The 17,555-nt window shown below is 42.0% G+C and carries 19 protein-coding genes; 7 read left to right on the top strand and 12 right to left on the bottom strand.

The features are described from left to right. Positions 1 to 42: 42 nt before the first annotated feature. From BO48_RS05205 to BO48_RS05190, 4 genes are read right to left on the bottom strand one after another with little or no spacing between them, the layout of a single operon-like run. The gene (locus tag BO48_RS05205) at positions 43 to 1,074 is read right to left on the bottom strand and encodes a Rho termination factor N-terminal domain-containing protein (RefSeq protein ID WP_496366356.1); all 1,032 of its coding nucleotides are present in this window, start codon (positions 1,072 to 1,074) and stop codon (positions 43 to 45) included. 55 nt (positions 1,075 to 1,129) lie between these two features. Further along, positions 1,130 to 2,053, bottom strand: coding sequence for an AEC family transporter (locus tag BO48_RS05200; protein ID WP_496366355.1), 924 nt, complete (start codon positions 2,051 to 2,053; stop codon positions 1,130 to 1,132). A gap of 17 nt (positions 2,054 to 2,070) precedes the next feature. Then, entirely contained in the window at positions 2,071 to 2,355 is a 285-nt protein-coding gene (locus tag BO48_RS05195) for an AzlD domain-containing protein (RefSeq protein WP_496366354.1), read from the bottom strand. Continuing rightward, the gene (locus tag BO48_RS05190; RefSeq protein WP_496366353.1) at positions 2,352 to 3,035 is read right to left on the bottom strand and encodes an AzlC family ABC transporter permease; all 684 of its coding nucleotides are present in this window, start codon (positions 3,033 to 3,035) and stop codon (positions 2,352 to 2,354) included. Before BO48_RS05190 ends, BO48_RS05195 begins: the two co-directional genes overlap by 4 nt. A 106-nt stretch (positions 3,036 to 3,141) precedes the next feature. Between BO48_RS05190 and BO48_RS05185 the strand changes: the two genes are divergently transcribed. Then, complete coding sequence (locus tag BO48_RS05185) at positions 3,142 to 3,996, top strand: Cof-type HAD-IIB family hydrolase (RefSeq protein WP_496366352.1); 855 nt, start codon at positions 3,142 to 3,144, stop codon at positions 3,994 to 3,996. A 30-nt stretch (positions 3,997 to 4,026) separates the two neighbouring features. Here BO48_RS05185 and BO48_RS05180 read toward each other — a convergent pair whose 3' ends face one another. Both BO48_RS05180 and BO48_RS05175 read right to left on the bottom strand, forming a co-directional pair. Further along, positions 4,027 to 4,233: a hypothetical protein gene (locus BO48_RS05180; protein WP_496366351.1), complete on the bottom strand. Its 207-nt coding sequence runs from the start codon at positions 4,231 to 4,233 to the stop codon at positions 4,027 to 4,029. After that, complete coding sequence (locus tag BO48_RS05175) at positions 4,208 to 4,849, bottom strand: alpha/beta hydrolase (RefSeq protein WP_496366350.1); 642 nt, start codon at positions 4,847 to 4,849, stop codon at positions 4,208 to 4,210. The genes BO48_RS05180 and BO48_RS05175 overlap by 26 nt, the downstream gene beginning before the upstream one ends. 80 nt (positions 4,850 to 4,929) lie before the next feature. On the opposite strand from BO48_RS05175, the gene BO48_RS05170 reads away from it, so the two are divergent. Then, complete coding sequence (locus BO48_RS05170) at positions 4,930 to 5,856, top strand: VOC family protein (RefSeq protein ID WP_496366349.1); 927 nt, start codon at positions 4,930 to 4,932, stop codon at positions 5,854 to 5,856. Between the two features lie 197 nt (positions 5,857 to 6,053). Here BO48_RS05170 and BO48_RS05165 read toward each other — a convergent pair whose 3' ends face one another. The 3 genes from BO48_RS05165 to BO48_RS05155 all read right to left on the bottom strand — a co-directional run bounded on the left by BO48_RS05165 (position 6,054) and on the right by BO48_RS05155 (position 9,043). Further along, positions 6,054 to 6,902 (bottom strand): DUF6612 family protein, encoded by an 849-nt coding sequence (locus BO48_RS05165; protein WP_496366348.1) that lies wholly within the window; start codon positions 6,900 to 6,902, stop codon positions 6,054 to 6,056. Between the two features lie 72 nt (positions 6,903 to 6,974). Next, positions 6,975 to 7,892 (bottom strand): EamA family transporter RarD, encoded by a 918-nt coding sequence (gene rarD / locus BO48_RS05160; protein WP_496366347.1) that lies wholly within the window; start codon positions 7,890 to 7,892, stop codon positions 6,975 to 6,977. A 122-nt stretch (positions 7,893 to 8,014) separates the two neighbouring features. Beyond that, the gene (locus tag BO48_RS05155; RefSeq protein ID WP_496366346.1) at positions 8,015 to 9,043 is read right to left on the bottom strand and encodes a hypothetical protein; all 1,029 of its coding nucleotides are present in this window, start codon (positions 9,041 to 9,043) and stop codon (positions 8,015 to 8,017) included. A gap of 182 nt (positions 9,044 to 9,225) precedes the next feature. On the opposite strand from BO48_RS05155, the gene BO48_RS05150 reads away from it, so the two are divergent. The 3 genes from BO48_RS05150 to BO48_RS05140 are packed head-to-tail and all read left to right on the top strand — an operon-like array spanning position 9,226 to position 12,643. Then, the gene (locus tag BO48_RS05150) at positions 9,226 to 9,687 is read left to right on the top strand and encodes a MarR family transcriptional regulator (RefSeq protein ID WP_496366427.1); all 462 of its coding nucleotides are present in this window, start codon (positions 9,226 to 9,228) and stop codon (positions 9,685 to 9,687) included. Next, positions 9,665 to 12,349 (top strand): MMPL family transporter, encoded by a 2,685-nt coding sequence (locus BO48_RS05145; RefSeq protein WP_496366345.1) that lies wholly within the window; start codon positions 9,665 to 9,667, stop codon positions 12,347 to 12,349. The genes BO48_RS05150 and BO48_RS05145 overlap by 23 nt, the downstream gene beginning before the upstream one ends. A 48-nt stretch (positions 12,350 to 12,397) precedes the next feature. Beyond that, positions 12,398 to 12,643: a hypothetical protein gene (locus BO48_RS05140; RefSeq protein WP_496366344.1), complete on the top strand. Its 246-nt coding sequence runs from the start codon at positions 12,398 to 12,400 to the stop codon at positions 12,641 to 12,643. 47 nt (positions 12,644 to 12,690) lie between these two features. Here BO48_RS05140 and argH read toward each other — a convergent pair whose 3' ends face one another. Beyond that, positions 12,691 to 14,064, bottom strand: a complete 1,374-nt coding sequence (gene argH / locus BO48_RS05135) for an argininosuccinate lyase (protein ID WP_496366343.1) — start codon at positions 14,062 to 14,064, stop codon at positions 12,691 to 12,693. Then, positions 14,057 to 15,262 (bottom strand): argininosuccinate synthase, encoded by a 1,206-nt coding sequence (locus BO48_RS05130; protein ID WP_496366342.1) that lies wholly within the window; start codon positions 15,260 to 15,262, stop codon positions 14,057 to 14,059. The genes argH and BO48_RS05130 overlap by 8 nt, the downstream gene beginning before the upstream one ends. Before the next feature lie 190 nt (positions 15,263 to 15,452). Here BO48_RS05130 and BO48_RS05125 point away from each other — a divergent pair, with 190 nt between their 5' ends. Together BO48_RS05125 and BO48_RS05120 are read left to right on the top strand one after the other, a co-directional pair. Next, on the top strand, positions 15,453 to 16,022 hold the full coding sequence (locus tag BO48_RS05125; RefSeq protein ID WP_496366340.1) for a hypothetical protein: 570 nt from the start codon (positions 15,453 to 15,455) through the stop codon (positions 16,020 to 16,022). 121 nt (positions 16,023 to 16,143) lie between these two features. Further along, a complete protein-coding gene (locus BO48_RS05120; protein WP_496366339.1) occupies positions 16,144 to 16,500 on the top strand; it encodes a YflT domain-containing protein in 357 nt (118 codons plus the stop codon). A 36-nt stretch (positions 16,501 to 16,536) separates the two neighbouring features. On the opposite strand, the gene BO48_RS05115 is transcribed toward BO48_RS05120, so the two are convergent. After that, positions 16,537 to 17,523: a cation diffusion facilitator family transporter gene (locus tag BO48_RS05115; protein WP_496366338.1), complete on the bottom strand. Its 987-nt coding sequence runs from the start codon at positions 17,521 to 17,523 to the stop codon at positions 16,537 to 16,539. Between the last annotated feature and the right edge of the window lie 32 nt (positions 17,524 to 17,555).

Here is a 17,555-nt window from a genome sequence, read left to right as displayed (position 1 = left end):
CAATATAAAGAAGAACCCTGCATCGCGCAGGGTTTTGTTGTATTAAGCACCGCAGCATTTCTTATATTTTTTACCGCTGCCGCACGGACAAGGATCATTACGTCCGACTTTGACTTCTTTTACAATCGTCTTCGTTTTCAACTCTGATTCTTTATGCCCTCTGAATTTGAAGTGGCGTGTATTTTCAACGATCCCTGCAATATTATCGAAAAAGTCTCGTTGGTCGTTAACGTTGCTGAATTCAACATCAAGAGACATTAAATACTGCACAATCTCATCCTGTTTTTCACCGCGCATAATCAGCTGTAACAAAGAAATATAAATGCTCTCATGTTTTGAACGGGGCACTTTCACATTTCTCTCGACCCATTCACGCAGTTTCCTGTGGTTGGATGATTCATCAATATAGTTCGGATTGCTGAATTTGATGAACTTGCCGAACTCAGGCTCATAATACGGTCTGTCGCCCTGAAGCTTTTTGACCATTTCATACTGGGCGTAGTTCATATCATCAATCACTATTTGTGCATTATCCTCATCAATGGAAATATCATAAGGCGAGCCTTCAAGGAAATCGATGATTTCTTTTGAAGTCACATCTTCATCGTAATACTTTTTAAACAGATGGATCAGCTGTTCAAAGCTCACGATGCCGTACAGGTGAAGCGCCGCTCTGATCAGATTCAGCCTTCTCTGGACTTCGAGCCTTTCTTCTCTGTTCTCTTTCGTATCCACTTCGTTATACAGATTGACGATTGTATCCGTCAGAAAGAAATGATCTTCCTGTTCTGTATCCTCAAACGCATATCCCATAATATACAGGCCGAAGATCTCTTCAAGCGAGTAACGCTTTTCCTTATCTTCTTTCACTGATTTTTTCCATGTATTAAATGAATCCTCATCAATGTACTGATATGCATATGCTGCCGTCTCGGCATTTTTTTGCTGCTTAATGATTTCTTTTATCAAATCATCTTTTTTAAAAGTAGAATAGTTTTTAACCGAAATGGTCTTTGCCAATCGTTTTAAATCATTCATGTTATATGCTTCCAAATGTGTCTCTGCATTCGCCATGACAGATTCACCTCCAAATACTATTTAGTAATTACATTTTATCATACAAGAAATATTAAAATACATTCAAAGCGATGTAGATGACGAAAGGTACGGTCACCACACTGAATAATGTACTGAACATGACGATTTCCGCTGCGTATTCAGGGTCGTCACTGTACTGCTGGGCAATGATGGTGCTGTTCACTGCCGAAGGCATCGCTGTTGTGATCAGTATCGCCTGTGCGACCACGCCATCAAGATTGAACAATAATAATAAAACAATTGTCAGGGCGGGTCCAATGATAAGTCTGATGAAACTTGCAGCAATGGAGCTGATACGGATGCGCCTGAACGATATACCCGCAATCTGCGCACCGAGTATGAACAGAACCGTACCAATCATGGCATCACTGATATAGTCAAAAGAAATATATACAGACGCAGGTACACCTATATTGAAAAAGTTAAATATCAGACCCAACGCGAGACCATAAAATATCGGCATTTTAAAATATCCAAGCAGCGCTTTCCATTTGCCGGATTCCGCGGCTCTGAGAGATACGACCCCATAAGAGTATGCAAACATATTTTGAAAAAAGACCATCATGATCTGAACACTCATCGCATAAGGGTCGCTTCTGAATACCAGATCGTTGACCGGCACCCCATAATTGCCTGCATTATAAAAAAGATTCGAGTTAGTAAAAAGTATCTGTTGCCCGGTTCCGAGCCCCATCGCCCTGCCGATAAAATATGTAAGAACAAATGTCAGTGCTGCATATAATATAAGGAACAGCAGGACAGACATAAGCAGGATGAACTCCATATCCGCTTCAAACAGATTCATGAAAATAAAGACCGGCATTATGTAATTAATCATCAGTTTTGCAAGTGTGCCGCGGTCGAGTTTGAACTTGAGCTGGACCACATAGCCGATAATTACAATGATTGCGATGGGGAGCATGACATTAATGAATATAAACAAAAAATCTGACATAATGTTCCCTCACTATTTTATATTAAAAAGTATACGAAAATAATTGTTCCAAATACAACAAAGAACAGCGGCACTCTGAATATTGCCAGTATCATTGCAAATAAACCGCCTAAAACCCCCTGCACCGGCGTCTCAACCGCCGTCAGCAATCCGGGGAAGATCAATACACCAAGTGCTGCATAAGGTATGTAATTGAGCAGAGTGATCAGCCACTGAGGAAATTGAATGCCTCTGACAAAAAATGCAGGCAGAATTCTCGTAATGATTGTCGCCATAAATAAAGCGATGACTAACATTATCATACCCTATCACTCCTTTTTTCCAAAACAAGCCCGAACATTGCCGCCAATACCATCGCTAAGATAATTGCGAGACCGGACGGGATGAAGTTTATTTCTATAAAAATAAAGTGCAGTATCATACCGAGTACCGCAACAATCAAATATTTATAATGTGTTCTGATGGCCGGGACCAATAGAGCGATAAACAGTGCGTATAAAGCGATGCCGCTTGCCGTCACCCACTCCTCACTCATTATCTCCCCCGCCATATATCCGACAACCGAGAAAACGACCCAGAATATGTAAGCCGTAATAAAAATAATGAAGTAATTGATGAAGTTTTTCCGTTCGTCCTCCACGTTGGCAGAGAGTGCGAATGATTCGTCGGTGACATAGGATGAAATGAGCAGCTTTTTCAACAGTGACTCATCTTTTAAGTCATAGTTGATTTTAAAAGACATCACGAAATGTCTGGAGTTCAAAACAAAGATCGCAATGGTGATTGCTGCTGCACTGCTTGATGCGGAAAGCATTTGAAGTGCCAGAAACTGACTTGCACCGCCGTAGACCATAAAGCTCATCAGAAATGTTTCAAATGCGGTAAGCAGCGGTTTTGCGGTGATTCCAAAGGCGACAGCAACCGGCAGATAGCCGAGTCCGATAGTGAGACCGTCCAGTAAAGATTTCTTGTATGTGTTCAATTCTTGCGCTCACTCCAATAAATTTAATTAACAAACATTTTAACATATTTGGTATAGTCTAATTAACAAATAAATTCAATCATCATACGTTATAGGAGATATATTTATGAAAGCAATCGCTTTGGATATGGACGGTACGATTTTAAACAACCGCGGGGAGTATTCTCCGCGTCTCGTGGAAGCTTTAAGGCAGCTTCACGATCAGGGAATGCTGGTCTTCATCGCTACAGGCCGGACAAAGAGCGGCATTCAGAGAGTAACACCAAATGAAGTCCCTTTATCAGGCTTTGTCGCAGCCAGCGGAATGAGCATCTACAATCTTTCAGGCAGTGAATATGAAAAGATTGTCAGCTATCGCTTCGACAGGGCACTGGTTGAGGAAGTGCTTGCCTCTGCAAGAGAACGTGAAATTTATTATGAAGCGTTCACTGCTGAAAGCGGCGGCAGAACACTGAAGCAGGATAAGGAATACAGCGCCCGTGATATCGGCGGAGAACAGCCTGAAACAATGTTTGAATATGAACATGTGCAGCTCTTGAAGACACTGGATAACGAGGAACAATGGGTCGATGAACTGAATATGGATGAACTGTTGAAAGTATTTTTCATCTCCAAAGATATTGAAAAGATAGATGCCTGGTTCGATTACTTGAGTGATGAACAGAAAAGACTCGGCTACTCACTGTATAAGACAAGCAGACATAACAGTGAAATCATGCTGGGCGGAAAAGATAAGGGCACCGGACTTGAAACATTGGTGAAAGAATACGGGATCTCGACTAAAGATGTCCATGCCATCGGCGACTCAATGAACGACCTGCCGCTCTTTGAAGTATGCGGCAGAAAAACAGCCATGGAAAACAGTACAGAATCCGTCATCAGTGCAGCTGACGATGTCACGGAGTTCAGCAATGAAGAAGACGGACTCGCAATTTATCTGGAAGAAACTTATTTAAAATAAAAACAGGCTTTAAGCCTGTTTTTTTGTGTTCTAAATTCTGTCTTTTGATGAAGCTTCTTTATATTCTTCCCGTGCTTTCTGAAGGCGGTCATTGATTCCATCTGACTTTCTTAATGTGACCAGGCTCAGTGCGCCCCAAAAGAATATTTGCATCATGGCAATCGTTCTGTGTTCTGATTGATCGATGATGTGCATATTACCAGCCCCTTTATCATTGTCCCAAATTATCGAATTCATCTTCTGCTTCTCTTTTAAGGCCGAGGAACCATACATGGGCTTCCATCAGTTCATCGGGTACTATTTCATGACCGCCATCGGTCAGCTTCACTTCGGCAATCGCCCCGCGCAGTTCCAATTCTTTTTTCAACTGGTACGACTCCCCTGCCGTCGTCACCATATCCCTTGCACCAGCAGTCAGCATGACACTCGTACGTGTCAGATCCACTTTTTTAATCTGTTCACTTTTATAGCCGCTGTGAAGCAGTACCGCACCGAAGAAATAAAGGTCATAATTTAACAGCAGATGCGCAGCCATATTTGCACCATTGGAATATCCAACCAGTATCGACCGCTCCAGGTCAATGCCGTATTCTTTTTCGTAAGATGACAGTGCATCTTTTACTTTTTTGCCCTCTTCCCGGAGACTGTCTTCATCAAATTCCGCCGGACTGTGCCGTTTGAAAAATCTGGTCCGCCCGTTTTCTTCTGTCTCACCGCGCAGACTCAATACGTTCGCATTGGAATCTATCGTCGCCGCCACATCCAGCAGATCGGTCTCCCGTCCGCCCATTCCGTGAAATAAAATGATTGTATAAGGGTTTTTATTATTCCCTTTTATAAATAGATGCTTCATATTCAACACCCTCTAAAGTTAGTCTTCTATGCACTCGTATTATATAATAAATGTAACATATTTACCGAGGAGAGATATCTGTGTCAGTTAAAGGATTGCATCATGTCTCTGCAATAACTAAAGAAGTTTTGGACAACCATGATTTTTATACAAAAATATTAGGACTCAGACTCGTCAAGAAAACGGTCAATCAGGATGAGCCGAGTATGTATCATCTGTTTTATGCCGATTATCAAGGGACGCCCGGCACCGACATCACATTTTTTGAAATCGGACAGTCATCCAAATATCAGCCGGGCACTAATTCCGTATCAAGAACCGTATTCAGGGTGCCTTCCCTCGAAGCCCTGGAATATTTCAAGGAACGCTTTCAGAAAAATGGCGTGTATACAGAAGGCACCATTGAAAGATTCGGTTACACATATATGAACTTTTCCGACTATGAAAACCAGCGCCTCGCTTTGATCGTCGATTCGGAATATGATGAATCACAGCCATTTGCCGGCGCTGATATACCTGAAGAATTTGCCATCACCGGCATCAAGGCGGTTGAAGTCACCGTCCAATACTTGAAGCCGATGGTTTTATTTTTAGAAATGCTCGGCGGACAAGTCGTTGGTGAATGGGATGATGAAACCGTTGAAGCGGAAGTGAAATTCGGCGCGGACTCGGTCTTTATTATAGAAAACAGAACTTCCCAGATTGAAAAAGAGGGGTTCGGCAGTGTTCACCACTTCTCACTCAGAGTCAGTGATGAAGCGGCGCTTGAAAAAGTGCTGGAAACAGTCAATGCGGAGAAATGGCGGAGTTCCGGGATTGTTGACCGCTTCTACTTCAAAGCAATCTATATAAAGGCAGTCGGCAATATCACCGTTGAAATTTCAACCGAAGAACCAGGATTCACCGTGGATGAGCGTCTTGAAGCACTCGGAGAATCACTCTCCCTGCCGCCTGACCTTGAAAAGGACAGAGACTTTATAGAACTTTACATGATTCCGATCAACTGATGGAGATGCTTAATGGGAATTCGTGGTACGGTTTCGAATAAGTCTCCCGGAAACATGAAGTTATTCGAATTTCGTCGGCGATTTCGAATAAAACCCCTCGAAACACAAAGTTATACGAATCAGGTTTGCTTTTGTCATCAAAAAACCGAGCCGCTCACACGGGAGCCGCTCGGTTTTCATTTTTATAGACTAGACTTTTAATTTCTCTCTTCTATTTCAGAGGGCAGTTCTATATCTTCCACTTCGTTGAAGCTTGTGAATTCGACATCGCCGTTCATCGAGTATTCCCCTTCTTCATCCTCACCGGATGCTTCGTAGGCAATATACTCAACGAGATGATCTTCTTTATCCACTTCGACTTCCAAATCACTGTATATCTCTGATGTATCCAGAGCGCCGAACTCAAAACCAAGGAGTGATTGAAATGCTTTGTATACTGACTGGTTGGAACCTTCGTAAGTAAACAAGTATGAATCATCCGTTTCCTCTTTGCTCAGCTGCCCTGACAATTCCGATAAGGAATTCAGCGTACTTTCGTACGTTACGAAAAATAAACTTTCAATATTCATGGACTCGGTCGTTTCCACCCAGTCATCACCTGTGAATATATAAGTGGAGCCGTCTTTTGCAACTGTTCTCACTTCATCATTGGATTTTAATAACAGATCAGGCGGATCTCCATCTTTAATCGCCGCTTCAGCATTTAATGCATACGGGGCGCCGTCAACAGACCCTTCCAAATCTATCAGTGCCTCATAACTGTCAAGGTCTTCCGACTTATCTATAACCCGATTGAATATTTCATTATTTTCAGCTGTACTTTCATCTTTTTTGTCTGATTCTTCCGATGCAGGCTCACTATTTTCTTCTTCATCTATGTTTTGCTCTTCACTTTCTTCTGCCATTTCTTCTGATGTTTCATCTGTCGTTTGTTCCGCCGTTTCTTCAGATGCTTCATTTTCTGTTTCGTCGGTGTCATTCTGACAGGCGGTAAAGAACACTGACAGAAGGAGCAATGGTAACATCATATATTTTTTAGTCGTCATTAATATTTAACTCCTCAAAGCCTAATCTCAATAAAATAATACCATGCTTGATTAATATTAACTAATAATATGCTAATTTTTGATACGACGTCTGGATTGTTTTTTATTCTCATTGCGCATTGCCAAATACCTGTTCACGCTGTAAATGATCAGTCCGCTCCAGATGAAAATATATGCAACGGCATGGACATCGGTAAATGCTTCACCGTACATGAATACGCCGATGATCAGCATAATTGTCGGTGCAAAATATTGAAGAAAACCAATCAGGGACAGTCGGATTTTCTGAACACCGAGACTGAACAGAAGAAGTGGAATAACAGTCACTGCGCCCGCACCTATCATCCACATACTCTCAGTATTCACACCGAACGTACCGGCACCTGCCCACTGGAGGTAAATGATGTATATCAGTGCAAATGGAGCCAGTACAAAAGTCTCTACAGCCATTGCGTAGACTGCATCCAGATTTATCGTTTTCTTAATAAGACCGTAAAGGCTGAAACTGACAGCAAGATAAAAAGATATCCACGGGGCGGATCCTAAACCTGCAATCAAGTAGACGACCCCGACCGTCACGATAACAATAGCGACCCATCCCACTTTGGAAAACCGCTCCCCTAAAATAAGGAGGCCCAGCAGAATACTGATCAGCGGGTTTATGTAATAGCCGAGACTCGCATCGAGTATATGACCAGCCTGCACAGCAAAAATGAATACCAGCCAGTTTGAAGTGATCACTGCCGAGGCTGTAAACAACGCTATCACTTTCTTTTTATTGCTGAAGATGAACTTCAGGTCCTCTTTGAAGTATCGCCACTTTCCGATAAAGAAGATAAATAAAATCATAAATACAAATGACCACAACACTCTGTGAGCGATAATTTCATAGGAAGAAATTTCTTCAATCTGCTTCCAGTAAATTGGAAGGAAACCCCAGATGAGATATGCGCCCAGAGCAAATATTACACCTTTTTTGCTCGCACTCAATTCGCTATCACTCCCGACGTTAATATTTATTTGCAATAATCTTATGTTACTTCTCCGCACTGATAATTAAAAGAAATTCACCTCAAAGAAAAAGCCTGGGATACCCGGGCTTCAAAGTTATTTTAATAATCTCTGTCATTCAGAGGTCTGAGATCGTCATCTCTGAGGTCATTTTTTTCGGATTCAGTTTCATTCACACCATATGAGGCAGCACGTGCAGCCTGTTCATCCAATACATTCCGCCCTTTATAATAAAAGGCAACGATTGAACCGACCATAAGATACATGACATATATATAGAAGATCAGGAACAGCACTCCCGTAACGACCAATATAATTACAATCAGGAAAGGACTGTCCATCGCAGCCGCCAGGAAGCCGATAAGCAACCCGACAACAAGCATAAGAATAAAATAAAGTATCGTCACACCTGCGAGCAGCAATACGTTGCTGAAGAACAGTCTCATCAGACTCTGCCCGGCCTGGAACATTACTTTGAAGGCAATTGAAAACTTATCGAACGTCGGTATATGCGGCTGATCCACGAATACAAGGTATACCAGGAACATGTAGATCATCAGCAGCACGTAAGGTATATACATGACGAGGACCATCAGCAGGTTCACTATCAGCATCAATATGAAGACACCGATCTGTCCTGTAATCATCGCAGCTGATGTCTCGATATTGTTTTCATATGACAGACCGCCGAGCAGCGCGGAAAACGGCAGATTGACCACTGTGAAAGCCAGCTGCATCAACAGTGACAGGCCTAAACTGATAATAGTGTATCCGACTATTATCAATATGGTCAGTTTAATTGCCTTGCCGTACCTGCGTTCCTTGAATACAAAGAACAGATCACCAAAGCCGTATCTTTCACCGGTATAAGCCGAAGTGAAAAACTTGATGACACCTATGCTCAATGGATAAATTATAAAAACACTGAATAAAAATAACAAAAAGAAGATAAACAATACATACAATATTACCCAGCCGCTATCACCAAACGCAAAAGTGGGCAGCATGGCCAGAGAAAATATGATAAAAAAGCTGATAATCATAAAAAGAGCCGCAAGTATCGTCAGGCCGATAATTTTTCCAGCCTGATTACTCGCATTTTGCCTGAATAGAGATTGATATTGAAACATTCTATCATCCTTCATTTTTTTATTTATATTGCAAGAATATCATTTTTCAAACAATTGTGCGATATTCGACAAATTACCACACATACAATTAATTGAACAGCGCTTTTAAAAATGCTAAACTTCTTCTGTGGTAATTTAGTACAACATACTGAACTATATAAGGAGGGAAGCGTGTGGACAGAATGCATGAGACTGTAAACAACCTGCGCAATATTTATGGGTATGGCTATGCGAATATTTTTAATGATGTGACAGATACTGTGTCAAAACTGCATATCTCCAAATCCCAGATGGAAGTGCTACAATACCTGTTCATTCATACACAGGCGACTCCCTCAGATATTACCGAAGCTTTGGATACGACGAAAAGTTCAACTACACACACTTTAAAGAAACTTTCCAATAAAAATCTGATTTCTTTTAAGATGAATGAACTGACAAATGACCGCCGTTCGAAGCTGGTTGTTCTGAACCCGAATGCAAAAAAGCTGTTAGTGGAGTTCCTCTCAAATATTAAAGATTCCATTTACGATGATATTAAAAATATCACTGCAGAAGAACTATCAGAGTTGCACAAGGCAACAGAAACAATACTTAAATATACAGATGGAGGAAAAATGAATGAAACATATCCTGAAATTTAAATGGCCGGTTACGGTTCTGATGATTGCCTTTGCGGTCCTGACGTTCATATTTTCTCCAAACCTGACACAGCTCGCCACTGAAAAAGGTGATGTCCAGTTAGCTGATGACCAGCCAAGTGAACAGGCACGTAAATATTTGGAGAAGCACGGACAGGACAGCGAAGTAATGTCCCTTGTGCTGGAATTTGACGACGGTGTTAAAGAACACCAGGAAGATATAGGGACATATATTGAAGAGTTGGAAAATGTCGATGAAGTTGACAATATCACCAACCCTCTGGAATTAAACGACGATCTGCAGGAAGGGCTCATCAACGAAGCATCTGGCGTCATGATGATTCCAATGGAATACACAGGCAATGAAAATGTAATATTGGAAATCGCAAACAATATTGAAGAACTGAATCCGACTGAAGCGGACACTTCAATCACTTCCAATGAATTGATTCAGAGAACACTTGAAGAAGATGCGATGAACGGCATCCAGACCACTGAGATTTTCACTGTCATCATCGTCCTTGCGGTCCTGCTCGTCATGTTCCGTTCGGTTGTGACTCCGTTGGTACCGCTCGTGGTCGTCGGGGTATCATACTTAATCGGCCAGTCTTTTGTCGGCTGGTTCGTGGAATGGTTCGGTTTCCCCATTTCGCCTCAGACACAGAGCTTTTTAATCGTAATTTTATTTGGTGTCGGCACGGATTACTGTATTTTACTTCTTAATAGATTTAAAGAAGAGCTGCAGATGAATGATAAGTATCAGGCGACATTAAACACATTCAAAACAGGCGGTAAAACCGTATTTATCAGCGGAATCTCCGGTGCTGTGGTGTTTGGGGTTCTGTACTTTGCAAACTTTGAAATTTATCGTTCAGCTGTCGGGGTCGCCCTCGGTATGGCATTCATGTTGCTGTCTCTGTTTACATTGCTGCCGATTCTTATGTCTCTGCTTGGAAAATATATATTCTGGCCGAGCATTAAAAACATCGAAACAAAAGAGAGTAAAATCTGGAGAGTGTTCGGAACGTTTTCAATCAAACACCCTACCCGCGTCATATTCTCTCTTGTAGCCATTCTTATAGTACTGTCATTCTTCTATGACGACGAAGTGAGTTATGATTCATTGAGTGAACTCGATGATTCCTACTCTGCAGTACACGCGACAAATGTAGTCAGTGGCAGTTTTGATGAGGGAACGATATTCCCGATCCAGGTCATCCTCTCGGACGGCGATGATCTCGTGAACCATGAAAGCCTGACACGCATTGAATCTGTTGCTGACACTGTCAGCAAGCTTGACGGGGTCAAGGAAGTCCAGACAGTGACCAGACCGACCGGAGAACCGATAGATGAACTTTCGGTCAGCTACCAGCTGAACGAAGCAAATTCCGGTCTGGACGAGATTACCGGAGGTTTGGATGAAGTTACCGGCGGACTGGAAGAAATCTCTGCCAACTTAACAAGTATCAGTGAAGAAATCTCAGGCCAGGAAACGGCTTCAGGTGATATGAGCGAGTTAAGCAGCGGCCTCGGCGAACTCAGCCAGGGTGTCGAAGGCGTCAGCCAATACTTGAGGACGACCGGCGATGTGCAGGGTGCGGCTGCTCAGCTCGAAGAAATACAGACCGGTCTGAATGAAATGACTACACAGGTGGAAACGGCCAATGAAGAAATGGCCACCCAGCAGCAGCAGGCATCAGAGCAGATGTCCGAACTCTCGGGCGGTCTTGAAGAGATGTCTGCCGGCCTGGATGAAATCAATGAGGGCGTCAGCGAAGCCAATGACGGTCTCGGCGAAATTCAGAGTCTATTGACAGAAGTTACGGATAATGAAGCCGTCGATCATACTGGCGTCAATGTGCCGCAGGAGTTTATAGACTCTGAGGAATTGGAAAATGCCATTGATCAATACAGCTTTGCTGATCATACAGCAATCAATTTGAACGTCATATTGGATGGTGATCCATACAGTCACGAAGCAATGGCCGTGCTGGACGATGTAGAGTCTACTGTAAATAAAGAGCTCGACAGATTGGAATTGAACGAAGTGGACAGCTATTTCTCAGGTGTAACGAGCATGAACAGAGATCTGGACCAGATTACGACCGATGACTACTCTTACGTGGTCACCATTTTTGTAATCACTTTATTTGTAATACTCACAATACTGTTCAGATCATTCATCCTCCCTGTCGTTATGATCGGTTCAATATTTGTCACATACTTTGCATCAGTCAGCATGACTCAATGGATACTCGGATGGTTTGGCATCGATCAATTGAACTGGGCAGTGCCTTTCTTCAGTCTGATCATATTCGCGGCACTCGGTATCGACTACTCGATATTCATCATTGACAGGTTCAGAGAAGAAATCGTGAATCATTCGATTAAAGATGCGATAGCAATCGCCATTAAGAAGATGGGAACTGTCGTCATTACCGCGGTGATTATATTATCCGGTACATTTGCAGCACTCTATCCTTCAGGCATCGTCATTCTGGTGCAGGTAACCAGCGTCATCATATTCGCACTGCTGTTCTATGCATTTATCGTTCTGCCGCTTCTTGTACCCGCACTGGTTGTCACGCTTAAGCGCGGTAACTGGTGGCCGTTCAATATGCCGGGCGGTAAAGCGCGCAGAGCAAAGTTTAAAGACGAGGAATAAAGGGTATATTACACTAGTTGAAAATATACGAAATGAGGAATTGAATTTATGCCAACACAAAAAAGTGCAGGCGTTGCTGCGGTTTTAAGTTTCTTTATCAGCGGCCTTGGACAAATATACAATGGACATTTCTTTAAAGGAATTACGCTGATTATTCTCCAGCTGATCAATGGCGCTTTGACTGCCATTCTGATCGGTTATCTGTTCCTGCCGATTGTTTGGTTATTCGGAGTAATAGATGCATACAGAAGTGCCAACAAAATTAATGCCAGGAACCAAAGAAGGTTCCGGTAAGATGAAAAAATACTCGCATATCAAAGTTGATATGCGAGTATTTTTGTTTATATTATTTCTTTAGCGTATTTAATCTGCTGTTTCACGGATTCAGTGGAAGTACCGCCGTAGCTCAGTCTTCTGTCTACGACAGTTTTCGGCGACAGCACATCATAAATATCCTCTTCGATTAAACTGTTTGCCGCCTGGAATTCCTCAAGGCTCAAATCTTTAAGATATTGATTGCTGTTAATACATTTCAGCACGAGTTTCCCAACCACTTCATGCGCGTCTCTGAACGGCACATTTTTCTCTACAAGATAATCTGCAAGTTCTGTTGCGTTGGAGAAGTCTTCATTGATTGTCTGCTCTAGTCTCTCTTCATTCACTGTCATCGTATCAATCATGCCGTTCATTATTTTCAAGGCACCGAGAACAGTGGTCACAGCATCAAACAGCCCCTCTTTATCTTCCTGCATATCTTTATTGTATGTGAGCGGAAGCCCTTTGACGAGCATCAGCATCGACATCAGCGCGCCTGTAGTACGCCCTGTTTTACCGCGGATAAGTTCTGCCATATCCGGATTTTTCTTTTGAGGCATCATTGAACTGCCTGTTGTAAACGTATCGCTTAAAGTGACAAATTTCGCTTCTTCACTCATCCAGAAAATAATCTCTTCAGAAATTCTGGAAAGATGAATCATCACCAGATTGATACCGGACAGCGTTTCAATGATATAATCCCTGTCGCTTACGGCATCCATACTGTTGTGATATAGATCCCCGAAGCCAAGCGCTTCTTTCGTCATCTCTCTGTCGATATTGAAAGTTGTACCGCTGATTGCACCGGCGCCGAGCGGTGACACATCTATACGTTTCAAGGCATCCTGCATACGTTCCTTATCTCTTTTGAACATCCAAAAATATGCCATCATGTGATGTGAGAATAAAATCGGCTGCGCTCTTTGCAGATGGGTATAGCCGGGCATGATGACATGAATATTTTCCTCGGCTATTTTAATGATTGTATTCTGCAGCTCTTCGATAGACTGAATGATGCTCAGCACCTGCTCTTTTACATAGAGGTGCATGTCTGTGGCAATCTGATCGTTCCTGCTGCGCCCTGTATGAAGTTTACCTCCAACAGGACCGATCATTTCTATCAGTGCATGCTCAACATTCATATGAATGTCCTCATGCTTTATATCCCACTCGATGTTGCCTTTGTCCACTTCTTCTTTTACACGATGAAGACCGTCGACGATAGTGTCCTTGTCTTCTGTCGAAATAATCTCGCAGCTGGCGAGCATCTCTGCATGGGCGGTGCTTCCTTTAATATCCAGGTCCAAAAGCACTTTATCAAAGTGGATCGATGCATTAAACTCTTCCACCCATTCGAGTGCTTCACCTGAAAATCTTCCGCCCCATGCTTTTTTAGTCATTAATCTTTACTCCGTTATCCAGCATCGCTTTGACTTTCGTTGGTAAACCGAAGATTTCAATGAAACCAACGGAAGCTTCCTGGTTAAATGCATCTTCTGAAGTATAAGTAGCAAGTTTCTCGTTATACAGACTGTTCTCTGACTGACGGCCCGTTACAATAACATTCCCTTTATAAAGTTCAAGACGGACTTCGCCGTTCACTTCTGTCTGCATATCTTTCAGCATTTTTCTTAATGAATCGCTGAGCGGTGAATACCATAAGCCGTTATATACCTGCTCTGTGTATTTTTGTTCGACAACAGGTTTGAAATGAGCGATGTCTTTTGTCAGCGTGATCGTCTCCAGGTCATGCTTTGCAGTCAAGATAACCGCCGCACCAGGTGTTTCATAGATTTCTCTGGACTTTATCCCGACCAATCTGTTTTCAACATGGTCTATACGTCCAATACCATGTGCACCTGCGATTTCATTCAATTTAAGGATTAAGTCATCAAGCTCGTAGCTGACACCGTTTATCTTAGTTGGAAGTCCCGCTTCAAAGGACAGTAGAATTTCTTCAGCCTCATCTTTTGCAGCTGTCGGATGCACTGTCAGGTCATATGCATCTTCCGGCGGCTGGTTCCATGGATTCTCAAGAACGCCGCACTCGTTACTTCTGCCCCATAAGTTCTGGTCGATTGAATACGGTGAGTCCAGGTCCACCGGAATCGGAACATTATGTTCTTTCGCATATGCAATCTCTTCTTCACGGCTCCAAGTCCACTCTCTGACAGGAGCAAGTACTTTTAATGAAGGGTCCAGGGATTTTATCGCAACTTCAAAACGTACCTGGTCGTTTCCTTTACCTGTACAACCATGTGCAACATAGTCTGCATTCGCTTTATGCGCAACCTCTACCAGCTTTTTGGAAATCAGCGGTCTGCTGAGCGCTGATACCAGCGGATACTTTCCTTCATACATCGAGTTACCGTAAATTGCATAACTTACAAACTCATTTGCAAACTCTTCTTTAGTATCGACGACGTAGCATTCAGATGCGCCCATTTCGAAAGCCTTCTCCTTTACCATGTCCAGATCTTTTCCTTCTCCAACGTCTAAACATAATGCCACAACTTCGAATCCTTCGTCGATAAACCATTTAATCGTTACACTTGTATCCAATCCGCCTGAATATGCTAATACCACTTTTTCACTCATATAATAGACACCTCTACAATTTATTTTTGGATGATAATGATATTTATACTAACATTATAATAATGCCTTTTCAAGCATACTTATGCAAAATGTTGAATAATCTTTTCATTTTATGAATTATTTGTGTGATTTTGTGAGGCCGTAAGTTTTTTTATATGTTTTCAATCATGATACAATTAAGTACAAAGGAGTGGTTACCATCGAAATTTTCGGACTATTGGCCGGCCTCGTAGCAATCGGTATAATCGTGTTGATATTTTTAGTTGTCGTCGGACTGATCAAATGGTTACTTCAGGGGTACTTCCTGTTCCGTATAGCGGAAATTAAAAACCTTGATGTTCCCATGTTATCTTTTGTGCCTTTTGGTACATTCTATGTAGCAGGTCAGGATTTTGACGGTAATGTTTTTCAAAAAGGCAGTTTCAACCCGAAACAGCTCGGACTGATCTTTGCGATTACAGGGCTTGTTGTATACTTCCTCGGCTTGTCTGTCGGAGATATTGCAATTTCCTATGTATTGATGGAATCTATTATCTTCATCGGTGTATTTAATGCATATACTAAAAATATCGGTGTGGCGATTCTATTAGCATTATTAAACGCAGTCACTGCAGGTATAGCAGCAATCATCATACTATTCCTGTATTACCGCAAGTTATCCAGAACGTATGAAGACCCGGTCGTATATACAGATACCGGTGAATCTACTGCCAGCGATTCTCGGAACAACGATGACATTGATCAGCATAAAAATATTTAGTCATCGAATTGAGCCTGCCAAGGGCTCTTTTTTTCGATTCCTTTAAATATGTTTAATAAATTCCATGCCGGGAATGACTATATTGCATGTGATTTAAATATATTTTTTGGAGGAGATAATTATGGCTAAACCATTTATCAAAGGTTATACGAATGATGAAGAACTGCAAACGGATATAGAAAAGCTGAAATCACAAAATGTTGGAGAAAATGATATTTATGTCATTTCACATGACGATGAGCGTACGAAACGCATTGCTAAAAATGTAGAAATCAATACTATCGGCGCAAATGAAATGGGTGTCGGAGATGCTGTAAAAGGCGCTTTCGATAAAAAAGGCGACCAATTGAGAAAACAGCTGGAAAACATCGGTTTCTCCGAGACTGAAGCTGAAAACTACGAATCCGAAATGGATAAAGGAACAGTGTTCCTCATCGTCACAAGAACAGATAACGTAGACACTATACTCGCACAATAAAAAATTATGAGCATGGACAACGTCCATGCTCATTTTTTACTTTCTCTTTTTGGATATCTGCTGCGGCCATGCACGCTTTCCATCATCCACCTCAAATTCCAGATTCACATCAGTGACATGATTTTGGTGGAGCACAATTTCTTCAATATCATCTCTGATGTCATTCGCTTCTTCAACTGTAAGGTTTTTGTCGATTTCCGCGACCACTTCCACATGCAGGTTATCTCCTTCTTTCATAACAAACAGCTTTCTGATATCCCTTATATCCTTATTATTCAATACAATGGAGGAAATCCGTTCTTCCATATGCGGGTCACTTTCACCAAGTACACCTGCCGCATTTTCCATAAATACTTTATAAACGATATAAAACATCATAAGTCCGATAATGACTGAAGCAATACCTTCTGCAACAGGTACATTCAAATACTGCCCTATCAAAATCGCAATGATTGCAATCACAGCACCGACTGTGGCAACAGTGTCTTCCAAAAAGACGAGCTTGGTTGCAGGTTTAGCCCGGTTCATATGAAGATAGCTCGTAGTCAACGGCTTAAGACCATCATACGGCTGACCAGCCTGCTGCAATAATTCTTTACCTGCTTTATATAAAACAAAAGACTCTAATATAAATGAAATTGCTAAAACACCAATGCTGATCAGAATCATCATATTGTCAGTTTCACGCGGTAACGGTTCAACTACATGATTGATACCTTCCTTTACCGTTTCGTACGATAATATCGCTACAATGACAATTGCAAACAGACAAACCAGGTTGACCAGTCTGCCGTATCCGAATGGAAATCTTTTAGTCGGCGCCTTCTTCGACAGACTTGAACCGATAAAGACAAAGAACTGGTTTATCGAGTCACCGAAGGAGTGCATCATCTCAGCAAACATCGCAACATTGCCTGTCAGAAAAAATGCCCCGCCCTTTAGCAGACCGATAAAAAAGTTGACGATTGCGGCAGTAAGTGAGGCCATACTGCCTTTTTTAAATAAACCGAAAATTTCTTTCATTAAAGTTACCCCCTCTTCAAAGTTATACTACC

Source organism: Lacicoccus kunmingensis DSM 17847, assembly GCF_059568765.1.
The sequence above is the reverse complement of the archived record's forward strand: the minus strand, read 5'-3'. Positions and strand labels throughout refer to the sequence as shown.

What these genes read in the sequence shown, in the direction of transcription:
- BO48_RS05165 (WP_496366348.1), bottom strand. Translation starts at nt 6,902, where the DNA reads ATGACGACTAAAAAATATATGATGTTACCATTGCTCCTTCTGTCAGTG.
- BO48_RS05180 (WP_496366351.1), bottom strand. Translation starts at nt 4,233, where the DNA reads ATGAATTCGATAATTTGGGACAATGATAAAGGGGCTGGTAATATGCAC.
- BO48_RS05145 (WP_496366345.1), top strand. Translation starts at nt 9,665, where the DNA reads ATGAAACATATCCTGAAATTTAAATGGCCGGTTACGGTTCTGATGATT.
- BO48_RS05140 (WP_496366344.1), top strand. Translation starts at nt 12,398, where the DNA reads ATGCCAACACAAAAAAGTGCAGGCGTTGCTGCGGTTTTAAGTTTCTTT.
- BO48_RS05115 (WP_496366338.1), bottom strand. Translation starts at nt 17,523, where the DNA reads ATGAAAGAAATTTTCGGTTTATTTAAAAAAGGCAGTATGGCCTCACTT.
- BO48_RS05130 (WP_496366342.1), bottom strand. Translation starts at nt 15,262, where the DNA reads ATGAGTGAAAAAGTGGTATTAGCATATTCAGGCGGATTGGATACAAGT.
- BO48_RS05155 (WP_496366346.1), bottom strand. Translation starts at nt 9,043, where the DNA reads ATGTTTCAATATCAATCTCTATTCAGGCAAAATGCGAGTAATCAGGCT.
- BO48_RS05200 (WP_496366355.1), bottom strand. Translation starts at nt 2,053, where the DNA reads ATGTCAGATTTTTTGTTTATATTCATTAATGTCATGCTCCCCATCGCA.
- BO48_RS05195 (WP_496366354.1), bottom strand. Translation starts at nt 2,355, where the DNA reads ATGATAATGTTAGTCATCGCTTTATTTATGGCGACAATCATTACGAGA.
- BO48_RS05150 (WP_496366427.1), top strand. Translation starts at nt 9,226, where the DNA reads ATGCATGAGACTGTAAACAACCTGCGCAATATTTATGGGTATGGCTAT.
- BO48_RS05175 (WP_496366350.1), bottom strand. Translation starts at nt 4,849, where the DNA reads ATGAAGCATCTATTTATAAAAGGGAATAATAAAAACCCTTATACAATC.
- BO48_RS05120 (WP_496366339.1), top strand. Translation starts at nt 16,144, where the DNA reads ATGGCTAAACCATTTATCAAAGGTTATACGAATGATGAAGAACTGCAA.
- BO48_RS05185 (WP_496366352.1), top strand. Translation starts at nt 3,142, where the DNA reads ATGAAAGCAATCGCTTTGGATATGGACGGTACGATTTTAAACAACCGC.
- argH (WP_496366343.1), bottom strand. Translation starts at nt 14,064, where the DNA reads ATGACTAAAAAAGCATGGGGCGGAAGATTTTCAGGTGAAGCACTCGAA.
- BO48_RS05205 (WP_496366356.1), bottom strand. Translation starts at nt 1,074, where the DNA reads ATGGCGAATGCAGAGACACATTTGGAAGCATATAACATGAATGATTTA.